This is a genomic window from Olsenella profusa DSM 13989, assembly GCF_030811115.1.
Taxonomy (GTDB): Bacteria; Actinomycetota; Coriobacteriia; order Coriobacteriales; family Atopobiaceae; genus Olsenella_F; species Olsenella_F profusa.
Map to the genome: position 1 here is coordinate 2,154,039 of NZ_JAUSQK010000001.1, position 17,144 is coordinate 2,171,182.

Consider the following 17,144-nt stretch of genomic DNA (forward strand, 5'->3'; position numbering starts at 1 on the left):
CACATACGATGGCTATGTTCTCCGAGTCGTCTCACGCATGCGCGCCATGCGTTTGTCTATTCTGTCAGCATTGCGTCCAGCTCTTCATACGCAGGTACTTGCAGCAGGCTGCGTCTCGGATGACGGGTTCCGCCTCTCATGGGACGGTCTCCTGAACACATGGACAAAGCATCTGAGGAGTAAGCATGCCAATCTACATCATCATCGGGGTCGTGGGACTCCTGGTAGGCGCGCTCATCGCCTACCTCGTTGTCTCCAACGGCAACAACTCAAAGGTTCAGCAGGCAAACCGGGCATTGGACGATGCGCAGGGCGAGGCGAAGCGCATTGCGGCGGACGCCGCGCGCGATGCGGAGAACGCCAAGAAGACCGCCCTCGTGGAGGCCCGCGAGGAGATCCTTCAGCTCAAGCAGCGCTCCGAAGCGGACGAGAAGCGTCGCAAGCAGGAGCTTCAGGATCTCGAGAGGCGCGTCATGCAGCGCGAGGAGTCACTCGACCGTCGCAATGACGCGCTGGATCGCAAGGAGCACCAGCTTTCCAGCATGCAGGGCCAGATAGACAGGCGCAAGGGCGAGATCGATGGCCTCTATGCCAGGCAGACCTCCGAGCTCGAGCGCATTGCAGCGCTCACCAAGGAGGAGGCACACCGGGAGTTCATCGAGCGTGTGCGCGCCGACTCCGTGCGCGAGGAGGCACAGATCCTGCGAGAGAGCGAGCAGCGCATGCGTGCCCAGGCTGATAAGACGGCGCGTGAGATCGTGTCCACGGCCATCCAGCGCTGTGCCTCCGACCAGGCGGGCGAGATCACGGTGACCTCCGTGCACATCCCATCCGATGACCTCAAGGGTCGCATCATCGGTCGCGAGGGCCGCAACATCCGCACGTTCGAGCAGGTGTCCGGTGTCTCGCTCGTCATCGACGACACGCCCGAGACCGTCGTGCTCTCCAGCTTCGACCCCGTTCGCCGCGAGACCGCACGCGTGGCCCTCGAGAACCTCATCGCAGACGGACGCATCCATCCCGCGCGCATCGAGGAGCTGTACAAGAAGGCGGAGACCCTCGTGGGCGAGCGCATCCAGGAGGCTGGCGAGCAGGCCACCTATGAATGCGGCATTCACGACCTGCACCCCGAGGTCGTCAAGACCTTGGGTCGCCTTCGCTACCGCACGTCCTTCGGCCAGAACGTGCTCAATCACTCCATCCAGGTGGCACAGCTCTGCGCCATGATGGCCGCCGAGCTCGGGCTTCCCGAGGCGCCTGCCAAGCGTGCCGGCCTCCTGCATGACATCGGCAAGGCCATCGACAGTGACGTGGAGGGACCACATGCCGTCATCGGCGCCGACCTCTGTCGTCGGTATGGCGAGAAGTCCGAGATCGTCCATGCCATCGAGGCGCACCATGCGGACGTCGAGCCCAACACGGTGCTCGACGTCCTCGTGCAGGCCGCCGACGCCATCTCTGCCGCACGTCCCGGTGCGCGCCGTGAGAGCGCCGAGACCTACATCAAGCGCCTCGAGAAGCTCGAGGAGATCTCGAACGCCCATGAGGGCGTCGAGCGCACCTATGCCATGCAGGCCGGTCGCGAGCTGCATGTGATGGTTCAGCCCGAGAGGATCTCCGATGCCCAGGCAACCGTGCTCGCGCACGACATCGCCAGGCAGATCGAGGACGAGATGCAGTATCCCGGCCAGGTGCGCGTCGTGGTCATCCGCGAGTCCCGCGCCGTCGACATCGCCAAGTAGCCTCCGATGTCTGGGGCGGGCTCACTCGAGGGGTTCATCTCCGCCATGGGCGGGGAACGTGCGCTCAGGGTGGACGAGAACCTGGGGGATGGCTACGTGCGCCTGAAGGTCTCCGAGGCCGAGCGACGCCAGGCCCAGCAGGACATCCGCCACCTGGAGGACATCGTCATCGAGATGCTGCGAAACTCCCGTGACGCGGGGGCTCGCAGCATCTTCGTGTCTTCCTCGCGTGAGGGGGGCATCCGCACCCTCACGGTGATCGATGATGGCGCTGGCATCCCGTCGGCCCTCCAGGACCGCATCTTCGATGCGCGTGTGACCTCCAAGCTCGACGCCCTGCGCACGGACCGGTGGGGCGTCCATGGGCGCGGCATGGCCCTCTACTCCGTTCGCGAGAACGTGCTCTCGGCACGCGTGGTGTGCTCGGCCCCTGGCCAGGGATCCTCCATCCAGGTGCTCAGCGACACGAGCGCCCTTTCCGAGCGTGCCGACCAGTCCAGCTGGCCCATCATCGAACGTGATGACGAGGGCGTCCCACATGTCGTGAACGGCCCCCATAACGTCATCCGGACCTGCGTGGAGTTTGCCCTCGAGGAGCGGGGGGAGTGCCGTGTGTACCTGGGCTCCCCGGCAGAGATCGTGGCGACCCTGGTCAAGGTGTCCCAGGGACGCATCGATCCCACGAGCCTGCTCTTCGTGGATGACTTCGGCACCCTGGGCTGCGTGGAGCGCTTCGCCCTCGCCTCGGACGCGTACGACCTGCTATCCATTGCCGCGTCCATCGGCCTGGAGGTAAGCGAGCGCACGGCCCATCGCATACTCTCGGGCCAGATACGGCCCCTGCGCGACGTCCTTGCCTGCCGCACGCACGAACCCTCTGGCCGAGGACACGCACGCTCGTCGGTCAACCTCGCGCGTGACCAGCGCCACCTGCATGTCTCCAAGGATGACCTGGGCGAGTTCTCCCGCGCGATGGAGCGGGACTTTGCAAGGCTGGCGGAGCGCTACTATCTCAGCTTGGAACGTGAGCCACAGGTGAGTGTGCGTTCGGGCAAGATTACGGTCACGTTCTCCGTCATTCAAGATGATTGACTTTCCCATATGCTGTACCATACAGAAAATGCTCGTCATGGGCCACAAACGAAGTACCGCGCATGCAGACATGCGTATGCGGCAAATGGGAGTCACACATGGATTTTCTCAAGGTGTCGAGCAAGTCATCGCCTGCGTCGGTCGCAGGTGCCATTGCCGGCATGGTCAAGGACGGCGTGCCCGTCAATATCCAATCCGTCGGAGCGGGTGCCGTCAACCAGGCAGTCAAGGCGATTGCCATCGCGCGCGGCTTTCTCATCCCGACGGGGGTGGACATCTCCTGCGCACCCACCTTCTCTGACATCGAGATCAATGGCCAGACGCGGACGGCCATACGCATCGCCATCTACGTGCATCGCATTACGCCTCAGGCCGCCATGGTCGAGCCGACGGATCCCACGAGTGTGGTCGCCTAGTGCCTGCGTATGACGTCCTGGCAGGGAGGACCTACTTCGTGAGGACCTTCGGCTGCCAGATGAACCTCCATGACTCAGAACGCGTGAGCGGCCTGTTGGACTCCTATGGCTGCAACCTGGTCGACGAGCCGACCGAGGCTGACATCGTGGTCTTTATGACCTGCTCCGTGCGCAGGAAGGCGGACACGCACCTCTACGGGGAGGCGACGAACCTTGCACGGCTGCCCCAGGCACCGGGAGGGCGACGCGTGGTGGCCGTAGGCGGCTGTGTGGCGCAGCGCGAGGGGGAGCGGCTGTGCGACCTCATCCCCAACGTCGACGTGGTCTTCGGCACCAGTGCGCTCTCGTCCCTGCCCCATCTTTTGGCCGCGGCCTTCGATGAGGGGGTGGGTCATGTGCAGGTCGACACGCAGGAGGAGGGGAGAGGCTTCTCCACGGAGCTTCCGTCCCGCCGCGCGCACGAGTGGCATGCCTGGGTGCCCATCATGACAGGGTGCAATAACTTCTGCACGTACTGCATCGTGCCCCATGTGCGCGGGCGCGAGCGCAGCCGCAGGCTGGAGCGTGTGGTGAGCGAGGTGTCCGCCCTTGTGGGGGATGGCGTGCGCGAGGTCACGCTACTGGGCCAGAACGTCAACTCCTACGGTCGCGACCTGTATGGAAGCCCCCGCTTTGCGGAGCTGCTTCGCGAGGTGGGTGCGACGGGCGTCGAGCGTATGCGCTTTACGTCCTCCAACCCCAAGGACCTCTCGGACGAGACGATTGCGGCCATGGCGGACGTGGGGGCGGTCATGCCTCACCTGCACCTTGCCGTGCAGAGCGGCTCCACACGGGTGCTGCGCGCCATGAGGCGCACCTATACGCGTGAGCAGTACCTCAGGCGCGTGGCGGCACTGCGCGCCGCCATCCCAGACATCGCCCTCTCGACGGACATCATCGTGGGCTTTCCCGGCGAGACCGAGGAGGACTTCGAACAGACGCTCTCCCTCGTACGGGAGGTGGGCTTTAGCTCGGCCTATACCTTCATCTACTCACGGCGCCCCGGCACACCCGCGGCGCGGATGCGGGATGACACCCCTCGTGAGGTCATTCAGGGACGATTCGGCCGTCTGGCACGGGTGGTCGAGGATTGCGCCCTCGCCGCCAGCCAGAAGGAGCTCGGTGCCACCATCGAGGTGCTGGCTGAGGGCAGCTCCAAGCGCAACGACCACATGATGGTGGGCCATGGCCCCAAGAGCCAGACGGTTCTCTTCGCCCTGCCCGAGGGACATGCGTGCGACGAGTACGTGGGCAAGCTCTGTGACGTGCGGGTGGATGACGCCCGCCCCTGGTTCCTGCGTGGAACGCTCGTGGGGAGTCCACGGTGACATCCCCCGGCCCCATCGTGGCCATCGTTGGCCCGACCGCGTCAGGCAAGAGCTCGCTCGCCGATGCGCTTGCCATGAGGTTGGGGGGCGCCGTCATCTCCGTGGATGCCATGCAGGTGTATCGCGGCATGGACATCGGCACGGCCAAGACGCCTCCTGCCGGGCGCGAGGCTCCGCTCCTCATGGTGGACGTGGCGGACGTGCGCGAGGACTACTCCGTCCAACGCTTCCAGTCCGAGGCGCGCGCATGCGTCGACGTGCTGCTGTCCCAAGGGCAGGTTCCCATCCTCTGCGGCGGTACGGGCCTCTACCTCGACGCCGTGATAGACGAGGTGTCGTTTCCCCAGGGCAGGCGTGGCAGTGAGACGCGCTTGAGGTGGGAGCGGATGGCCGAGGCGGAGGGTGCCGAGGCACTCCATCGGGAGCTTGCCATGCGCGACCCCAAGAGCGCCGAGCTCGTTCACCCCCATAACATGCGGCGCGTGGTGCGTGCCCTCGAGATGCTCGACGAGGGTGTGAGCTATGCGCGCCAGCACGAGGGTCTCAGGCAGCGCACCCCCCATTACCTGACGCAGCTGTATGCCATGATGCTGCCACGTGCCGTGCTGTACGAGCGCATCGATGCGCGAGTCGATCGGATGTTCTCCCAGGGACTCGTCCAGGAGGTCGAGAGCCTCAGGGCGCAGGGGCTCACCGAGGGCATGACGGCTGGGCAGGCCATTGGATACAAGGAGGTGCTCGCCGCCCTGAGGGGCGATTGCTCCCTGGATGAGGCTCGCGAGCTCATCAAGCGAAGGACGCGCCACTACGCCAAGCGTCAGCTCTCTTGGCTCAGGCGCGACGGGAGGGCGCGTCCCCTCGATGCGACGTTGCCCCCTGACGAGCTGGTGGGACAGGTACTGTCTGGGATCCAGACATCCCGGGACGCCTGCCGCAGGAGGAGCTGACCAAACTGTGGAAGGGTGACGCATGGCTCGATTCAAACCTCGGTCCACGGCACCGGTACCGGAGCGCGCACTCCTGGTGGGCGTCGACCTTGGCACCGCAGCGTGGCCCCTCAGGGACTCGATGGCGGAACTCGGCCGCCTGGCGGTAACGGACGGGGCCGTCGTGGTGGGACAACTCACACAAAGGCTTCGGAAGCCCGTGTCGCGCACCTTCATCGGCAGCGGCAAGACCGAGGAGCTCGTGCGCATGGTACGAGCCCTTGACGTTGACGTAGTGATATTCGACGATGAGCTGACTCCCTCCCAGCAGACGAGCCTCGAGCGAATCGTGGGAGACTCCGTCAAGGTCATCGATCGCACGGCGCTCATCCTGGACATCTTTGGCAAGCACGCCACCACGCATGAGGGGCGCCTGCAGGTGCAGCTGGCACAGCTGCAGTATGTGCTCCCGCGTCTGAGGGGCATGTGGAGTCACCTGGTGGGAGAGCAGGCACGCGGCGGCATCGGCAGCCGTTTCGGCCAGGGCGAAAGCCAGCTGGAGATCGATCGTCGTCTGGTACGCGACCGCATCTCGCACCTTCGCCGCGAGCTCAAGGAGCTGGACAAGCGACGACGCATGCAGAGCAGGGCGCGCTGGGACTCGGGAATCTACCGGGTGGCCCTGGTCGGCTACACCAATGCCGGGAAGTCCACGTTGCTCAACCGTCTGACAGGTGCGGACGTCTATGCCAGAGACGAGCTCTTCGCCACCCTCGACCCCACCACACGCTCGCTCGACCTAAAGGCCGGTCGACGCATCACCCTGACGGACACGGTGGGGTTCATCCAAAAGCTCCCGACGAACCTCGTGGAGTCGTTCAAGTCCACGCTGGCAGAGGCTCGGGCCGCCGAACTCGTGCTGAAGGTTGCCGACGCGAGTGATCCCAACTGCGAGCGACAGATCGATGCCGTCGACGCCATTCTCGCTGACATAGGTGCGGCGGACATCGCCTCGGTGGTCGTGTACAACAAGTGCGACCAGCTCGACCGCGAGGTGGTACATGGCATGGAGGCACTGCACCCAGATGCGGAGTTCGTCTCGGCGCTTACGGGGACGGGGACGGATGGCCTGCTGTATCGCATCGCACGCGAGGCCGCGCGCGGCGACGTTACCATCACAAGCCTCATCCCCCACGACAAGGGGCTGCTCGTGAAGCTGGTTCATGAGCGCGGCCAGATCGTGCGCGAGCGTTACGAGCAGGGCGGCCTGCTTGTGACGGCCCGTGTCCCTAGGCGTATGGCGGACACGCTCGAACCCTATGGCGTGAGTGACGCAGGGGAGGCGCAAGGGCGAGTGGGGGCCTAGAGGAACAGGCTCAGCAGGAGCAGCATGGGTTGGTGCAGCACATAGATGGGCAGGGCATGCCTACCTACGAACTCAAGCGGCCTCAGGCCCACCGAGTGCAGGAACGCTGGGAAGCCATGGGCGCCGAGCGAGGCCCCGATGCCTGCGCCAGCGAGAAAGAGCAGCGAGTAGGGGAGTAGGGGGTAATAGTCCCCCGAGGCGAAGTGCGGCCCCGGAAAGCCCAGGGGAGCGAGGTAGGGTGTGGCATAGAGCTGCCGGGGCAGCTGCAGAACGAATTGTCCCACACCCACCAGCCCCTGGGGAACGCGCAGACAGGCGAGGAAGAGTGCCATGAGAGGGATCGAGCACAGCCAGGAACGGCGGCCCCTGAGGAGCCCTGCCGACCTGAGCAGTGCCGCAACGAGCGTGGACGCGCCCATGCAGAAGATGATGCCAAAGCTGATGGGCGTGTCCACGGCAGCGATGGTGGTGACCCCATAGATGAGCGCGGCAACCACCAGATATTTGCCGGCACGCCTGTAGTTGTCCCGCGAGAGGGCGCACATCATGCCGGCAATGAAGAGAAACGTCCAGCCGATTGACGCACGCCACACGTCCTCGAAGGGCGAATGGAACAGGGGGAGCGTGCGCCCCCTCAGCGTCACGAGATCGTACGAGAGGTGAAAGAGCACCATCGACACGACGGAGCACCCCCTCACGGTGTCGATGAGGCGCAGCCGCGACGAGCGCCTCGGCTGCGGGGCCATCCGCAGCCTAGGCAATGGTCCTCATGAGTGCGACGACCTTACCCAGGATGATGGGATTCCGTACGTAGATGGGATCCATCGTGTCATTCTCCGGCTGGAGGCGGATGCGACCCTCCTCCCGGTAGAAGGTCTTGACCGTGGCGGAATCGTCTATGAGAGCCACGACGATCTCGCCATCCTGGGCATCATGCTGCTCGCGTACGGCAATGATGTCACCGTCGAGAATCCCCTTGTTGACCATCGATGTGCCATGGACCTTCAGCAGGAAGGAGCTGCCGCTGCCGACGACACTGGCGGGGAGCGTGAGCTGATCCTCCACATTCTGCTCGGCAAGAATGGGGGTGCCTGCGGCGACGCGGCCGATAAGGGGAAGGGAGATGGTTCCCTCGCTCACATGCTCCTCCACCGACGCAAGCGCTTGTCCGCCGGGCAGGTCGTCCTCAACCACCTCAATGGTGCGCGGCTTCTTGGAGTCGCGCTTGATGAGGCCACGCTCCTGAAGGACCTTCAGGTGCATATGAACCGTCGAGGGCGAGGCCAGCCCCACGGCCGTGCCAATCTCCCTCACCGAGGGCGGATAGCCATGTTCGGTGGTGTAGGAGCAGATGAAGTCGTAGATGGACTGCTGTCTCTTGCTGAGCCTGTCCTTGGCCATTGGTCCCCCTCGTCCCCGTGACTAGGTAGCGTAGCAAAAATACAAACACATGTTCTCTCTTTGCTTGACAGTGAGTGTCGTTGTCCCTATAGTAGCACATATGTTCGCAGTACACGTGTTCTTTTGGCAATTGCTGTCGCGTGGTCTTGGTATACCAGTCTCGTACACACGCCGGGAGGGGAGTAAGCCATGCAGTCCTACAGACGCATCCAGAACGGTGTCGCAGCATTTCCCATCGCTGGCACGGCAGCGCTCAGACCTCGGCAGCACCGTGGTCTCGTGATGCTCGAGGGCGGTGCCACGGCACAGCGCCACCTCGCCGATGTGCGTGTCAGGCGCGAGGGGCGCCTTCGGCCGCACACGCTTGTCCTTGGGGCCCTTCTCGTCTGCGTCCTTTCCGTAGGCGCACTGATCCTTTCGGGCATCACATCTGCAGCCGCCGCACAACAGGCGCTGGATCGGGCAGACACCGTAACGATAGCGGTGCGGCAGGGAGACTCCCTGTGGAGCATCGCTCATGAGCATGGCATTGCCGGAGTCGATGACGGACGTATCGTCTCTTGGATCGAACAGCACAATGGGGTCTCTGCTGACGGGCTTGTGCCCGGCCAGAAGCTCGTCATCCCCACCTCCACAGCATGATCACAGTCACGGCCCTATCGCATAGAGGATTGCGGTTTGGTCACGTAGAAGGCTGAGCCGCGTGATCCTGTGGTATCCTCCATTTGTACATATATGAGGAGGAGTATGCGCTGTCCCAAGTGTGGTTGCGAGGAGTCGAAGGTCGTCGACTCTCGCCCGTCCGAGAACAATGACGCCATTCGCCGCCGCCGAGAGTGCATCAGGTGTGGTACGCGCTTTACCACCTACGAGCGTCGCGAAGAGATGCCCATCATGGTCGTCAAGAAGGATGGCCACAAGGAGGCCTTCGATCGCACAAAGATCATGCGGGGGCTCATGGTGGCCACCATCAAGCGCAACGTTCCGCTGGAGCGGCTCGATGGTCTCATTGACAGCATCCTCAGTGAGCTCAGGGACTCCGGCACGGTCGAGGTGAACTCCCAGGAGCTGGGCAAGATGGTCCTCCAGCGCCTCGTTGATATAGACAAAGTTGCCTATGTGCGCTTTGCCTCGGTTTATCGCGACTTCAAGGACATTGACGAGTTCGAAGAAGAGCTACGGAGCCTCATCAATGGGTAATGACAGGATCTCTCTACCTATCAAGCGCCTCGACCCGTCGATCGAGCTGCCCTCCTATGCCCATGCGGGCGATGCCGGCCTCGACCTGAGGGCAAACGAGGACGTTGTCCTCAGGCCCCTCGAGCGGCGCCTCGTCCCCACGGGGCTTGCCATAGCCGTCCCCGAGGGATATGCCGGCTTTGTGCAGCCGAGAAGTGGCCTCGCCTTCAAGGAGGGCCTTTCTATGGCCAACACCCCCGGCCTCATCGACGCGCACTACCGCGGGGAGCTCAAGGTGTGCGTCGTCAATCTCGACGCCACGCACGACATCACTATCACCAGGGGCGAGCGCATCGCCCAGCTGGTCATCCAGAAGGTGCCCGAGGTGTGTCTCAGGGAGGTCGGCGAGTTGGATGAGACGGACAGGGGCACGGGCGGCTTTGGTTCCAGTGGCGTCTAGCTTCAAGACGCCAGGTGCTTGAGGCATCGGGGATGCCTCCTTTTTTTCGTTCGCGTGCCCATGACGGCAGGTACAGAAGGGGAGTTTCATGGATTCGTTCTTTAAGGTCAGCCAACGGGGGTCTTCTACCGGCCAAGAGGTACGGGCCGGCCTCACGACCTTCCTGGCAATGTCGTACATCATCGCGCTGAACCCCCTCATTCTCTCGAATGCGGGCGTTCCCATCTCCGCAACCATCACCAGCACCTGCTTTGGCGCCGGCATCATGACCATCCTCATGGGCATCTTTGCCAACCGCCCGCTCGCGCTTGCCTCTGGCCTGGGCATCAACTCCATGATCGCCGTTGCCACGACGACGCTCTGCAACGGTGACTGGCATGCCGCCATGGGCGTCATCTTCGTCGAGGGCGTCGTCATCCTGGTCCTGGTGCTCTGTGGTCTCAGGCAAGCCATCATGGATGCCATTCCCATCTCGCTGCGCCATGGCATCTCGGTGGGCCTCGGCCTCTTCATAGCCATGATCGGCCTGGCCAATGCCGGCATCATCACGGGGGACGGCAGCACCATCCTCGCCCTGGGCAAGGTCACGAGCCCCGCCTTCATCCTAGGTGTCATCTCCATCGTCGCCACCATCGTCTTCGTGGCGCTCAGGTTGCGTGGCGCGCTGCTGCTGGGCATCATCGTCGCCGTCATCTGCGGCATCCCCCTGGGGCTCATCCAGGCTCCCCAGGGCATGCTCTCGTTGCCGGACTTCTCGAGCTTTGGGGCCCCGTTTCAGGCGGATGCGAACGGCACCATCGGCCTCCTCAAGGTCATGACCACCCCTACGCTGCTCGTGCTCGCATTCTCACTCATGATGTCCGACTTCTTTGACACCATGGGCACGGCGATGGCCGTGGCCAAGCAGGGCGACTTCCTCGAGGAGGATGGCAGCGTCAAGGACATGTGCACGATCCTGATCGTTGACTCCTGCGCCGCATGGGTCGGTGGCCTGCTCGGCGCCTCCTCCGTCACGACGTTCGTGGAGTCCGCGTCCGGCGCGGCCGACGGCGGCCGCACGGGCCTCTCGTCCGTGTTCGCAGGTGTCCTGTTCCTCATCGCCGCGTTCTTCGCACCTGTCATTGCCGTCATCCCCGGCGCAGCCACCTGTGGGGCCCTTGTCTACGTTGGCTACCTCATGCTCTCCGAAGCCCTGGAGATCCAGTGGAACGATCTGCTCGAGGGCCTGCCATCCTTCCTGATCATCGCGGGCATTCCGATGACGTACTCCATCTCCTCGGGCATTGGCCTGGGCTTCATCGCCTACGTGGTCGTCGCCGTGGCGACGGGCCAGGTGCGCAAGGTCAAGCCGCTCATGTGGGTCGCCGCGCTCGCGTTCCTCATCTACTTCCTCGTGTCGTAGCGGGACGTAGCCAGGAGCCATACAAGAGGGGAGGGGGCAGACGCCCCCTCTTCGTCTGCACACAGGTCCGGGGCGACTGAAAGGCACATACCCTAATGGGTAGCATTCCAGTGACAATTCATGCCATGAACGCTCTCTCTAGAAAGGTCGTTGTGAGATGTCCGAACAGCAGAAGGATCTGGTCATCATCGGTGGTGGCCCCGCGGGGCTGTCCGCCGCCATCTATGGGGCCCGTGCGCTTCTCGATGCCGTCACGCTCGAACAGGAGGCGGTCGGCGGCCAGATCATCCTTACGAGCGAGGTGGATAACTATCCCGGCGTGCCGCACACGGATGGCTTCTCGCTGACGGATGCCATGCAGAAGCAGGCCATCGACCTGGGCGCCTCCATCAAGATGGGACAGGTGGCCTCCCTTGCGCGCAAGGAGGATGGTTCGGGGTTCGTCGTGGAGACACCGGAGGGCACCTATGACACCAAGACGGTCATCATCTCCGGTGGCGCCACGCCACGCCATGTTGGCTTCGAGGGCGAGGAAGCCTTCGGGGGCCACGGCGTCTCATACTGTGCCACCTGTGACGGCATGTTCTATAGGGGCAAACAGGTGTTCGTCATCGGTGGTGGCAACTCTGCCGCCGAGGAGGCGCTGTTCCTCACGAAGTTTGCCGACAAGGTGACCATGGTCGTCCGCAAGGACCATCTGCGAGCCCAGGCCTCCGTGGGCAGACAGATCGAGGAGAACCCCAAGGCCAGCATCCGCTACAACACAAGCGTCACGAAGGTCGCTGGCGATGTCCTGCCGAGGGACATCACGTTCCGCGACACCGTGACCGGCGAGGAGTCCACGGAGACCTATGACGAGGGCTCGTTTGGCGTGTTCGTGTTCGTGGGCAGGGTTCCCGCAACGGGGCTTGTGAGGGGCCTCGTGAAGCTGGATGACCACGGCTATGTCATCACCAACGACCGCATGGAGACCTCCGTGCCGGGACTCTTTGCGGCAGGCGACATTCGGCAGAAGTCACTGCGCCAGATCGTAACCGCAACGGCTGACGGCGCCGTCGCGGCCACGAGCGTCGCCTCGTACCTTGGGCAGCCCATCGAGGGATAGATCCGAAGGGTGGAGATGAATCGTGCGAGGTCTCTCGGTCGATCTGTCCCGCGTGCTGGCTCATGTCCGCACGCGGGACCTTTTCAGTGGCAGAGGCAGGCACGACCAGCGCCGTGTCTGGGACGCTCCAAGGCACACCAATGACCCCATATCGGTCTCATATAAACCATGATAATATATCTTATGTAAAGTAATAAATGAGACGCCCCATCTGCCGTACCCTACCGTCTCGGTGTGTGCTCGGTCGCCAACGAGCTTCGGCAGAGGCGCCAGACATGGTCCTGTATGCTGTCCTCGGCGCGCATGTCCATGATGACGAGCAGGTCATCCAGCGCCTGCAGGCGCGTGTCGCCATTGGGTACGATCTCCGTCCCGGCACGGTACACCGTCACGATCATCGAGCCCCTCGGCCAGTCGATGTCCCTGAGGCACCGGCCCTCGAGCAGGCTGCCGGCACCCACGGTGTAGTCGTGCAGCACCTTCTCCTTCTTATGGCGCACGCGTGGGGTCTTCGCGGTGACGTCCAACAGATTGCCCAGGAGCCTCTCGTAGAACGGATCCGTCCTGGTGATGTTGGCGACGACATACGCCACGATCGATACGATGGAAGCTGCGAGCAGCGAGTCCATGCTACCCGTGAGCTCGAACGCTAGGACGACGCCCGTGACCGGGGCGCGCACCACCGACGAGAACAGTCCTGCTATGCCCAACACCATGAAGTTGACGATGTACATCGCATTCATGGAACATGTGTTCGTAAGAACGTTACCATAGACCGCTCCCGCGAGCATGCCCATGACGCATAGGGGGAAGAGCGTGCCGCCCGGGGCGCCTGACGCAAAGCACATTGAGGTGAGGGCGTACTTCCCCACCAAGAGGAGCACGAGCGTCAGGAAGGGCACCATGGTGGGGTATTTGAGCAGTTCGACAATGGCATCCCCGCCGTCAAGGAGCAGGGGCGCCGCGAACGCGGCGACGAGCGTGAGCGCGAAGGGCAAGGCGAGCCTTCCCCCATAGGGAGCCCTGGCAAGCACCGTGCCATAGAGGCCCTCGTTGAGCAGGAACATCCCCCTGTTGTGAAGGGCGCCCAGAAGCCCCATGACCAGGCCCATGAGCAGGACGAGCACATAGTAGACGTGCGGGAGGTCCTGGACGAACGCGAGCCGGAGCACGGGCCGCACCCCCAGCACCTGGGACACCAGGAAGTCGGCGGACACGGCCGATGCCATGGCGGAGATGATGAGCGAGGGCGTGAACTCCTTGTGTATCTCCTCGATGGCGAAGAGCGTGCCGGTGAGCGGCGCATTGAAGGCGGCACTCATGCCTGCGGCAGCCCCACAGGTCACGAGCAGGCGCTCCTCCCCCCTTCCGCGGCGCAGCAGCCTTGAGATGGCCTTGCCACCCATGCCGCCCAGCTGAATGGAGGGACCCTCGCGTCCCAGGGAGAGTCCGGAGAGCGCCAGGAGCGTCCCCTCCGTGAACTTTGCCGCCAGCACACGATGCCAGGGCATGTCAAGCTTGCCCATGACCTCGGCATCCACCTGGGGGATGCCGGATCCCTGCGTATAGGGCTCCCAGCTGACAAGCTTGGCCACAACCAGACAGCACGCGGCCATGAGGGCGATGAGCCCTGCGAGGGCCATGGGGTGTGCCTGTGCGAACGGGATGATGAACCTGAGCGTGCGCTCGGCCAGCGTCAGGCACAGACGGTAGAGCGTGACGATGCCGCCGGCGGCAAGCCCCACGAGGACGCCCTCCCATACCATGTCGAGCTGGAAGCGACGCGAATTCCGCCTGCTTACCTGGGCGCGAGCGTCCGTCTTTATCGCCTGCGTGGTGCCCATCCCCCATCGCGCTTGCCCCTGCCTACCCCACCTGCCACAAGAGGGGGACGAACCCCGTTCGTCCCCCTCGTATCATAGCGATTCATGCCGCGCGGCCAAAGCCCGCTTAATACGTGCCGCCTCCGATGAAGGCGTACACCGTGGTGATGCAGACGGCACGACCGGGGCTGGGAGCATGGATCATCTTGTTGTTACCAATGTAGATGCCCACGTGTCCCGTGCTCGGGAAGACGAGGTCGCCCACCTGGAGCTGGCTCTTGTCCGTCTTCCAGTCACCCGAGGCCTTGAGGCTGGCAATCATCTGATAGGTGGTGCGCCCACGCTTGCCGCCATAGCACACGTTGACGAGACCGGAACAGTCCACGCCACTCGCGCTCGTTCCACCCCACACATAGGGGACGCCAATCATGGCATAGGCGGTGGAGACGCCACCGCCGGCGCTTGCGCTGCTGGATGTGCCCTTGCTGCCACCACCACTGGATGATGGTGCGGACTGTGGCTTCGAGGTCGTGGGCTTCGAGGTGGTCGTGGGCTTCGAGGTCGTGGTAGCCGTGCCGTTCGATCCGCCATTGCTGGGATTGCTGCCATTGCCGCCCTTGGACCCATTGTCAGAGCCATTGGAGCCGTTCGAGGTGGGGGCGGCATTCGAATTGTCGCTGGAATCGCTGGAGTCGCTTGTGGGCTGCGCGGCATTCTGCGCCTCGGGCGCCGTGGCGGTACCACTGGCAAGCTGGGTGACGGTGGCCGCGGCCGTGGACGGCTCGGTGCCGTTCTCGTTGGCCCCGGCGACCTCGCTCGCGGCCTCTTGGGCCAGCTGCTGCTGGACCTCCGCGCTCAGGCTGTTGTAGTAGTCCTGCGCCTTGGCAACCTTCTGGTTGTACTCGTCGATCTGGGAGTTGATGCTGTCGATGGTCTGCTGCTGACGTGCCTGCCTGGCCTCGAGGTCGCTCCGCTCGCTCTTGAGCTGGGATTGCAGGGTGGTGACCGCGGAGATCTTCTCCGACTGGGCATCGCTCATGCGTGTGGCGTAATACACGTTGGTGACGAAGTCCGAGAAGCTGTCTGACCCCGCCACGATGTCCATCAGAGAGATGCCACCGCTGGTGTAGGAATCGTGCACGTTCTGGCTCAGGTCATCCTTGGCGACGTCCAGCTGCTGCTGCGTGTCGTCGATCTTGGACTGGTTCTCGTCGATGTCATACTGCGTGTTCTCAAGGTCAGAGGAGGCGGTTGCCAGCTTGTCCTGGAGATCGCTCAGGGAGCTGGTGAGGGACTCGATCTGCTGTCGTGCTGCATCGAGGTCGGACTGGGGGTCGGCATAGGCGACAGGGGCGGCACTTGCGAACATGAGTGCGGCGGTGAGACCACATGCGACGGCACGACGTGCGACGGACTGAAGATGATGGTTGGTTATCAAGAACGTCCTCCTTTCGCATAACGCTAAGAATTTTAGCTGTTACTGTCCCCTTCTTCACGCGCCTTCATAGAATGGACAATGGCATGTGAAGGGGTTGTGGTGAACGCCATGAGGTGCACCCGTGCCCCCTACCCCACCTGAATGAGGGTGAAGACCTCCTGGTCGAACTCCTTGGAGATGACGTCACGCGGGTTGAGGTAGGCAAGCTCCAGGATGAAGGAGAAGCCCATGACCTCCGCGTTGGCCTGTTCGATGAGCTTGGCGGTGGCGACGCAGGTGCCGCCCGTGGCCACGAGGTCGTCCACGATGAGCACCCTGTCGTCAGCATCGAGGGCATCTTGGTGAATCTGCAGTTCGTCGGTACCGTATTCGAGCTCGTAGCTCTGGGAGTACACGGCACGGGGGAGCTTGCCGGGCTTGCGTGCGGGCACGAAGCCGGCACCCAGCCGGTAGGCGACGGGGGCACCGATGAGGAAGCCACGTGCCTCGGCCCCAACGACCTTGGTGATGCCGATATCTCCGAAGTGGCTGACAATCTTATCGACGGAGGCATGCAGACCCTCCGGCGAAGCCATGAGCGGCGTGATGTCCTTGAAGATCACGCCCGGCTCGGGATAGTCGGGGACGTCGACGATATACCTCTCAAGATCTGTAGTAATGGCCACGTTCGTTCCTCTCGCGCTCTCTGGTCCTCTTGCCGCCCTCCCCCTCGCTCATCTGCGAAAAGGCGGTGGATATCTGACGACGCAGCAGAATGTCGCGCACCTGGGCAGTGAGCGAGAGCATCTGCTGCATGGCATCGGCAAACTGTTGGCGGTTCTCCGGGGTGTCCTCCATCTGCACACCGCCACCCTTTCGGGCAAACACCACAAGCGCCTGCTCGAACATGGCGCTCTCGCGGTTGGCGGCCGTCACATACTGACGCAGGTTCTTGGGGCCAATCCCAAAGTGGCGCAGCCGGTCACATGTGCGGATGAGGGCGAAGTCGCGTCCATCCACCAGATCGCGCCCATGAGGCGAGCGCTTGAGGCCGATGAGCCCCGCCTCGGCAAGCTCGCGCACAAAGCTCACGGGCGTGCCAAGCAGCTCGGGCATGCGGTCTATGGGATGCAGCCTCGAGGTGGTCTGGGTGTCCTCCTGCGGTTCGACATCACTCAAAACGGCCCCAAAGACGCCGTTCTTCTCGTTATCGAGCTGTTCCTTGATGACCTGCAGGGGCAGGAAGCGGTTCTTCTGCAGGTACAGGATGGTCTCCAGCCGGCGAACGTCAGACGGGGAGTACAGACGGTACCCCGAGGGCGTGCGAGAGGGCTCGAGCAGCCCCTCGTCCTCGAGATAGCGCACCTTTGAGATGGAGAGGTCAGGATACTGCCCCTGCAGGCGCTTCACGACCTTTCCTATGGTGAGGTACCTGGCATCCGCCATGA

17 protein-coding genes are annotated in these 17,144 nt (G+C 63.5%); 11 read left to right on the forward strand and 6 right to left on the reverse strand.

Translation table 11 applies throughout. The annotated features are described in order from the left end of the window. The first annotated feature begins 185 nt into the window (after window positions 1-185). The 6 genes from rny (at window position 186) to hflX (ending at window position 6,909) form a co-directional block, all read left to right on the forward strand. Window positions 186-1,742, forward strand: a complete 1,557-nt coding sequence (gene rny / locus J2S71_RS09975) for a ribonuclease Y (RefSeq protein ID WP_307391414.1) — start codon at window positions 186-188, stop codon at window positions 1,740-1,742. 6 nt (window positions 1,743-1,748) lie between these two features. After that, on the forward strand, window positions 1,749-2,834 hold the full coding sequence (locus tag J2S71_RS09980; RefSeq protein ID WP_307391417.1) for an ATP-binding protein: 1,086 nt from the start codon (window positions 1,749-1,751) through the stop codon (window positions 2,832-2,834). A 98-nt stretch (window positions 2,835-2,932) separates the two neighbouring features. After that, window positions 2,933-3,250 carry a stage V sporulation protein S gene (locus J2S71_RS09985; RefSeq protein WP_040652276.1) on the forward strand — a complete coding sequence of 106 codons (318 nt, stop codon included), beginning with the start codon at window positions 2,933-2,935 and terminating at the stop codon, window positions 3,248-3,250. A 59-nt stretch (window positions 3,251-3,309) separates the two neighbouring features. Next, complete coding sequence (gene miaB / locus J2S71_RS09990; protein ID WP_307392476.1) at window positions 3,310-4,617, forward strand: tRNA (N6-isopentenyl adenosine(37)-C2)-methylthiotransferase MiaB; 1,308 nt, start codon at window positions 3,310-3,312, stop codon at window positions 4,615-4,617. After that, on the forward strand, window positions 4,614-5,564 hold the full coding sequence (gene miaA / locus J2S71_RS09995; protein ID WP_307391421.1) for a tRNA (adenosine(37)-N6)-dimethylallyltransferase MiaA: 951 nt from the start codon (window positions 4,614-4,616) through the stop codon (window positions 5,562-5,564). Before miaB ends, miaA begins: the two co-directional genes overlap by 4 nt. 22 nt (window positions 5,565-5,586) lie before the next feature. Continuing rightward, window positions 5,587-6,909 (forward strand): GTPase HflX, encoded by a 1,323-nt coding sequence (gene hflX, locus J2S71_RS10000; protein ID WP_307391424.1) that lies wholly within the window; start codon window positions 5,587-5,589, stop codon window positions 6,907-6,909. On the opposite strand, the gene J2S71_RS10005 is transcribed toward hflX, so the two are convergent. Both J2S71_RS10005 and lexA read right to left on the reverse strand, forming a co-directional pair. Then, window positions 6,906-7,655 (reverse strand): heparan-alpha-glucosaminide N-acetyltransferase, encoded by a 750-nt coding sequence (locus tag J2S71_RS10005; protein WP_021726968.1) that lies wholly within the window; start codon window positions 7,653-7,655, stop codon window positions 6,906-6,908. The two genes, hflX and J2S71_RS10005, sit on opposite strands and share 4 nt — an antisense overlap. Window positions 7,656-7,662: 7 nt before the next feature. After that, window positions 7,663-8,310 (reverse strand): transcriptional repressor LexA, encoded by a 648-nt coding sequence (lexA, locus tag J2S71_RS10010; RefSeq protein ID WP_021726957.1) that lies wholly within the window; start codon window positions 8,308-8,310, stop codon window positions 7,663-7,665. Between the two features lie 189 nt (window positions 8,311-8,499). On the opposite strand from lexA, the gene J2S71_RS10015 reads away from it, so the two are divergent. From J2S71_RS10015 to J2S71_RS10035, 5 genes are all read left to right on the forward strand, one after another. Next, window positions 8,500-8,952: a LysM peptidoglycan-binding domain-containing protein gene (locus tag J2S71_RS10015; RefSeq protein WP_021726962.1), complete on the forward strand. Its 453-nt coding sequence runs from the start codon at window positions 8,500-8,502 to the stop codon at window positions 8,950-8,952. A gap of 105 nt (window positions 8,953-9,057) precedes the next feature. Continuing rightward, window positions 9,058-9,510 (forward strand): transcriptional regulator NrdR, encoded by a 453-nt coding sequence (gene nrdR / locus J2S71_RS10020; RefSeq protein WP_021726986.1) that lies wholly within the window; start codon window positions 9,058-9,060, stop codon window positions 9,508-9,510. Beyond that, a complete protein-coding gene (dut, locus tag J2S71_RS10025; protein ID WP_021727010.1) occupies window positions 9,503-9,949 on the forward strand; it encodes a dUTP diphosphatase in 447 nt (148 codons plus the stop codon). Before nrdR ends, dut begins: the two co-directional genes overlap by 8 nt. 88 nt (window positions 9,950-10,037) lie before the next feature. Then, window positions 10,038-11,351 (forward strand): NCS2 family permease, encoded by a 1,314-nt coding sequence (locus tag J2S71_RS10030; protein ID WP_307391431.1) that lies wholly within the window; start codon window positions 10,038-10,040, stop codon window positions 11,349-11,351. Window positions 11,352-11,508: 157 nt separating this feature from the next. Next, window positions 11,509-12,456, forward strand: coding sequence for an NAD(P)/FAD-dependent oxidoreductase (locus tag J2S71_RS10035; protein WP_307391434.1), 948 nt, complete (start codon window positions 11,509-11,511; stop codon window positions 12,454-12,456). A gap of 221 nt (window positions 12,457-12,677) precedes the next feature. On the opposite strand, the gene J2S71_RS10040 is transcribed toward J2S71_RS10035, so the two are convergent. The 4 genes from J2S71_RS10040 to ftsR form a co-directional block, all read right to left on the reverse strand. Beyond that, complete coding sequence (locus J2S71_RS10040) at window positions 12,678-14,300, reverse strand: ClC family H(+)/Cl(-) exchange transporter (RefSeq protein ID WP_307391437.1); 1,623 nt, start codon at window positions 14,298-14,300, stop codon at window positions 12,678-12,680. Between the two features lie 106 nt (window positions 14,301-14,406). Continuing rightward, window positions 14,407-15,717: a C40 family peptidase gene (locus tag J2S71_RS10045; protein ID WP_307391442.1), complete on the reverse strand. Its 1,311-nt coding sequence runs from the start codon at window positions 15,715-15,717 to the stop codon at window positions 14,407-14,409. 128 nt (window positions 15,718-15,845) lie between these two features. Then, entirely contained in the window at window positions 15,846-16,382 is a 537-nt protein-coding gene (locus J2S71_RS10050) for an adenine phosphoribosyltransferase (protein ID WP_021726998.1), read from the reverse strand. Then, on the reverse strand, window positions 16,360-17,142 hold the full coding sequence (gene ftsR / locus J2S71_RS10055; protein ID WP_021726936.1) for a transcriptional regulator FtsR: 783 nt from the start codon (window positions 17,140-17,142) through the stop codon (window positions 16,360-16,362). The genes J2S71_RS10050 and ftsR overlap by 23 nt, the downstream gene beginning before the upstream one ends. Between the last annotated feature and the right edge of the window lie 2 nt (window positions 17,143-17,144).

What these genes read in the sequence shown, in the direction of transcription:
- rny (WP_307391414.1), top strand. Translation starts at nt 186, where the DNA reads ATGCCAATCTACATCATCATCGGGGTCGTGGGACTCCTGGTAGGCGCG.
- J2S71_RS09980 (WP_307391417.1), top strand. Translation starts at nt 1,749, where the DNA reads ATGTCTGGGGCGGGCTCACTCGAGGGGTTCATCTCCGCCATGGGCGGG.
- J2S71_RS09985 (WP_040652276.1), top strand. Translation starts at nt 2,933, where the DNA reads ATGGATTTTCTCAAGGTGTCGAGCAAGTCATCGCCTGCGTCGGTCGCA.
- miaB (WP_307392476.1), top strand. Translation starts at nt 3,310, where the DNA reads ATGAACCTCCATGACTCAGAACGCGTGAGCGGCCTGTTGGACTCCTAT.
- hflX (WP_307391424.1), top strand. Translation starts at nt 5,587, where the DNA reads ATGGCTCGATTCAAACCTCGGTCCACGGCACCGGTACCGGAGCGCGCA.
- J2S71_RS10005 (WP_021726968.1), bottom strand. Translation starts at nt 7,655, where the DNA reads ATGGCCCCGCAGCCGAGGCGCTCGTCGCGGCTGCGCCTCATCGACACC.
- lexA (WP_021726957.1), bottom strand. Translation starts at nt 8,310, where the DNA reads ATGGCCAAGGACAGGCTCAGCAAGAGACAGCAGTCCATCTACGACTTC.
- J2S71_RS10015 (WP_021726962.1), top strand. Translation starts at nt 8,500, where the DNA reads ATGCAGTCCTACAGACGCATCCAGAACGGTGTCGCAGCATTTCCCATC.
- nrdR (WP_021726986.1), top strand. Translation starts at nt 9,058, where the DNA reads ATGCGCTGTCCCAAGTGTGGTTGCGAGGAGTCGAAGGTCGTCGACTCT.
- dut (WP_021727010.1), top strand. Translation starts at nt 9,503, where the DNA reads ATGGGTAATGACAGGATCTCTCTACCTATCAAGCGCCTCGACCCGTCG.
- J2S71_RS10030 (WP_307391431.1), top strand. Translation starts at nt 10,038, where the DNA reads ATGGATTCGTTCTTTAAGGTCAGCCAACGGGGGTCTTCTACCGGCCAA.
- J2S71_RS10035 (WP_307391434.1), top strand. Translation starts at nt 11,509, where the DNA reads ATGTCCGAACAGCAGAAGGATCTGGTCATCATCGGTGGTGGCCCCGCG.
- J2S71_RS10040 (WP_307391437.1), bottom strand. Translation starts at nt 14,300, where the DNA reads ATGGGCACCACGCAGGCGATAAAGACGGACGCTCGCGCCCAGGTAAGC.
- ftsR (WP_021726936.1), bottom strand. Translation starts at nt 17,142, where the DNA reads ATGGCGGATGCCAGGTACCTCACCATAGGAAAGGTCGTGAAGCGCCTG.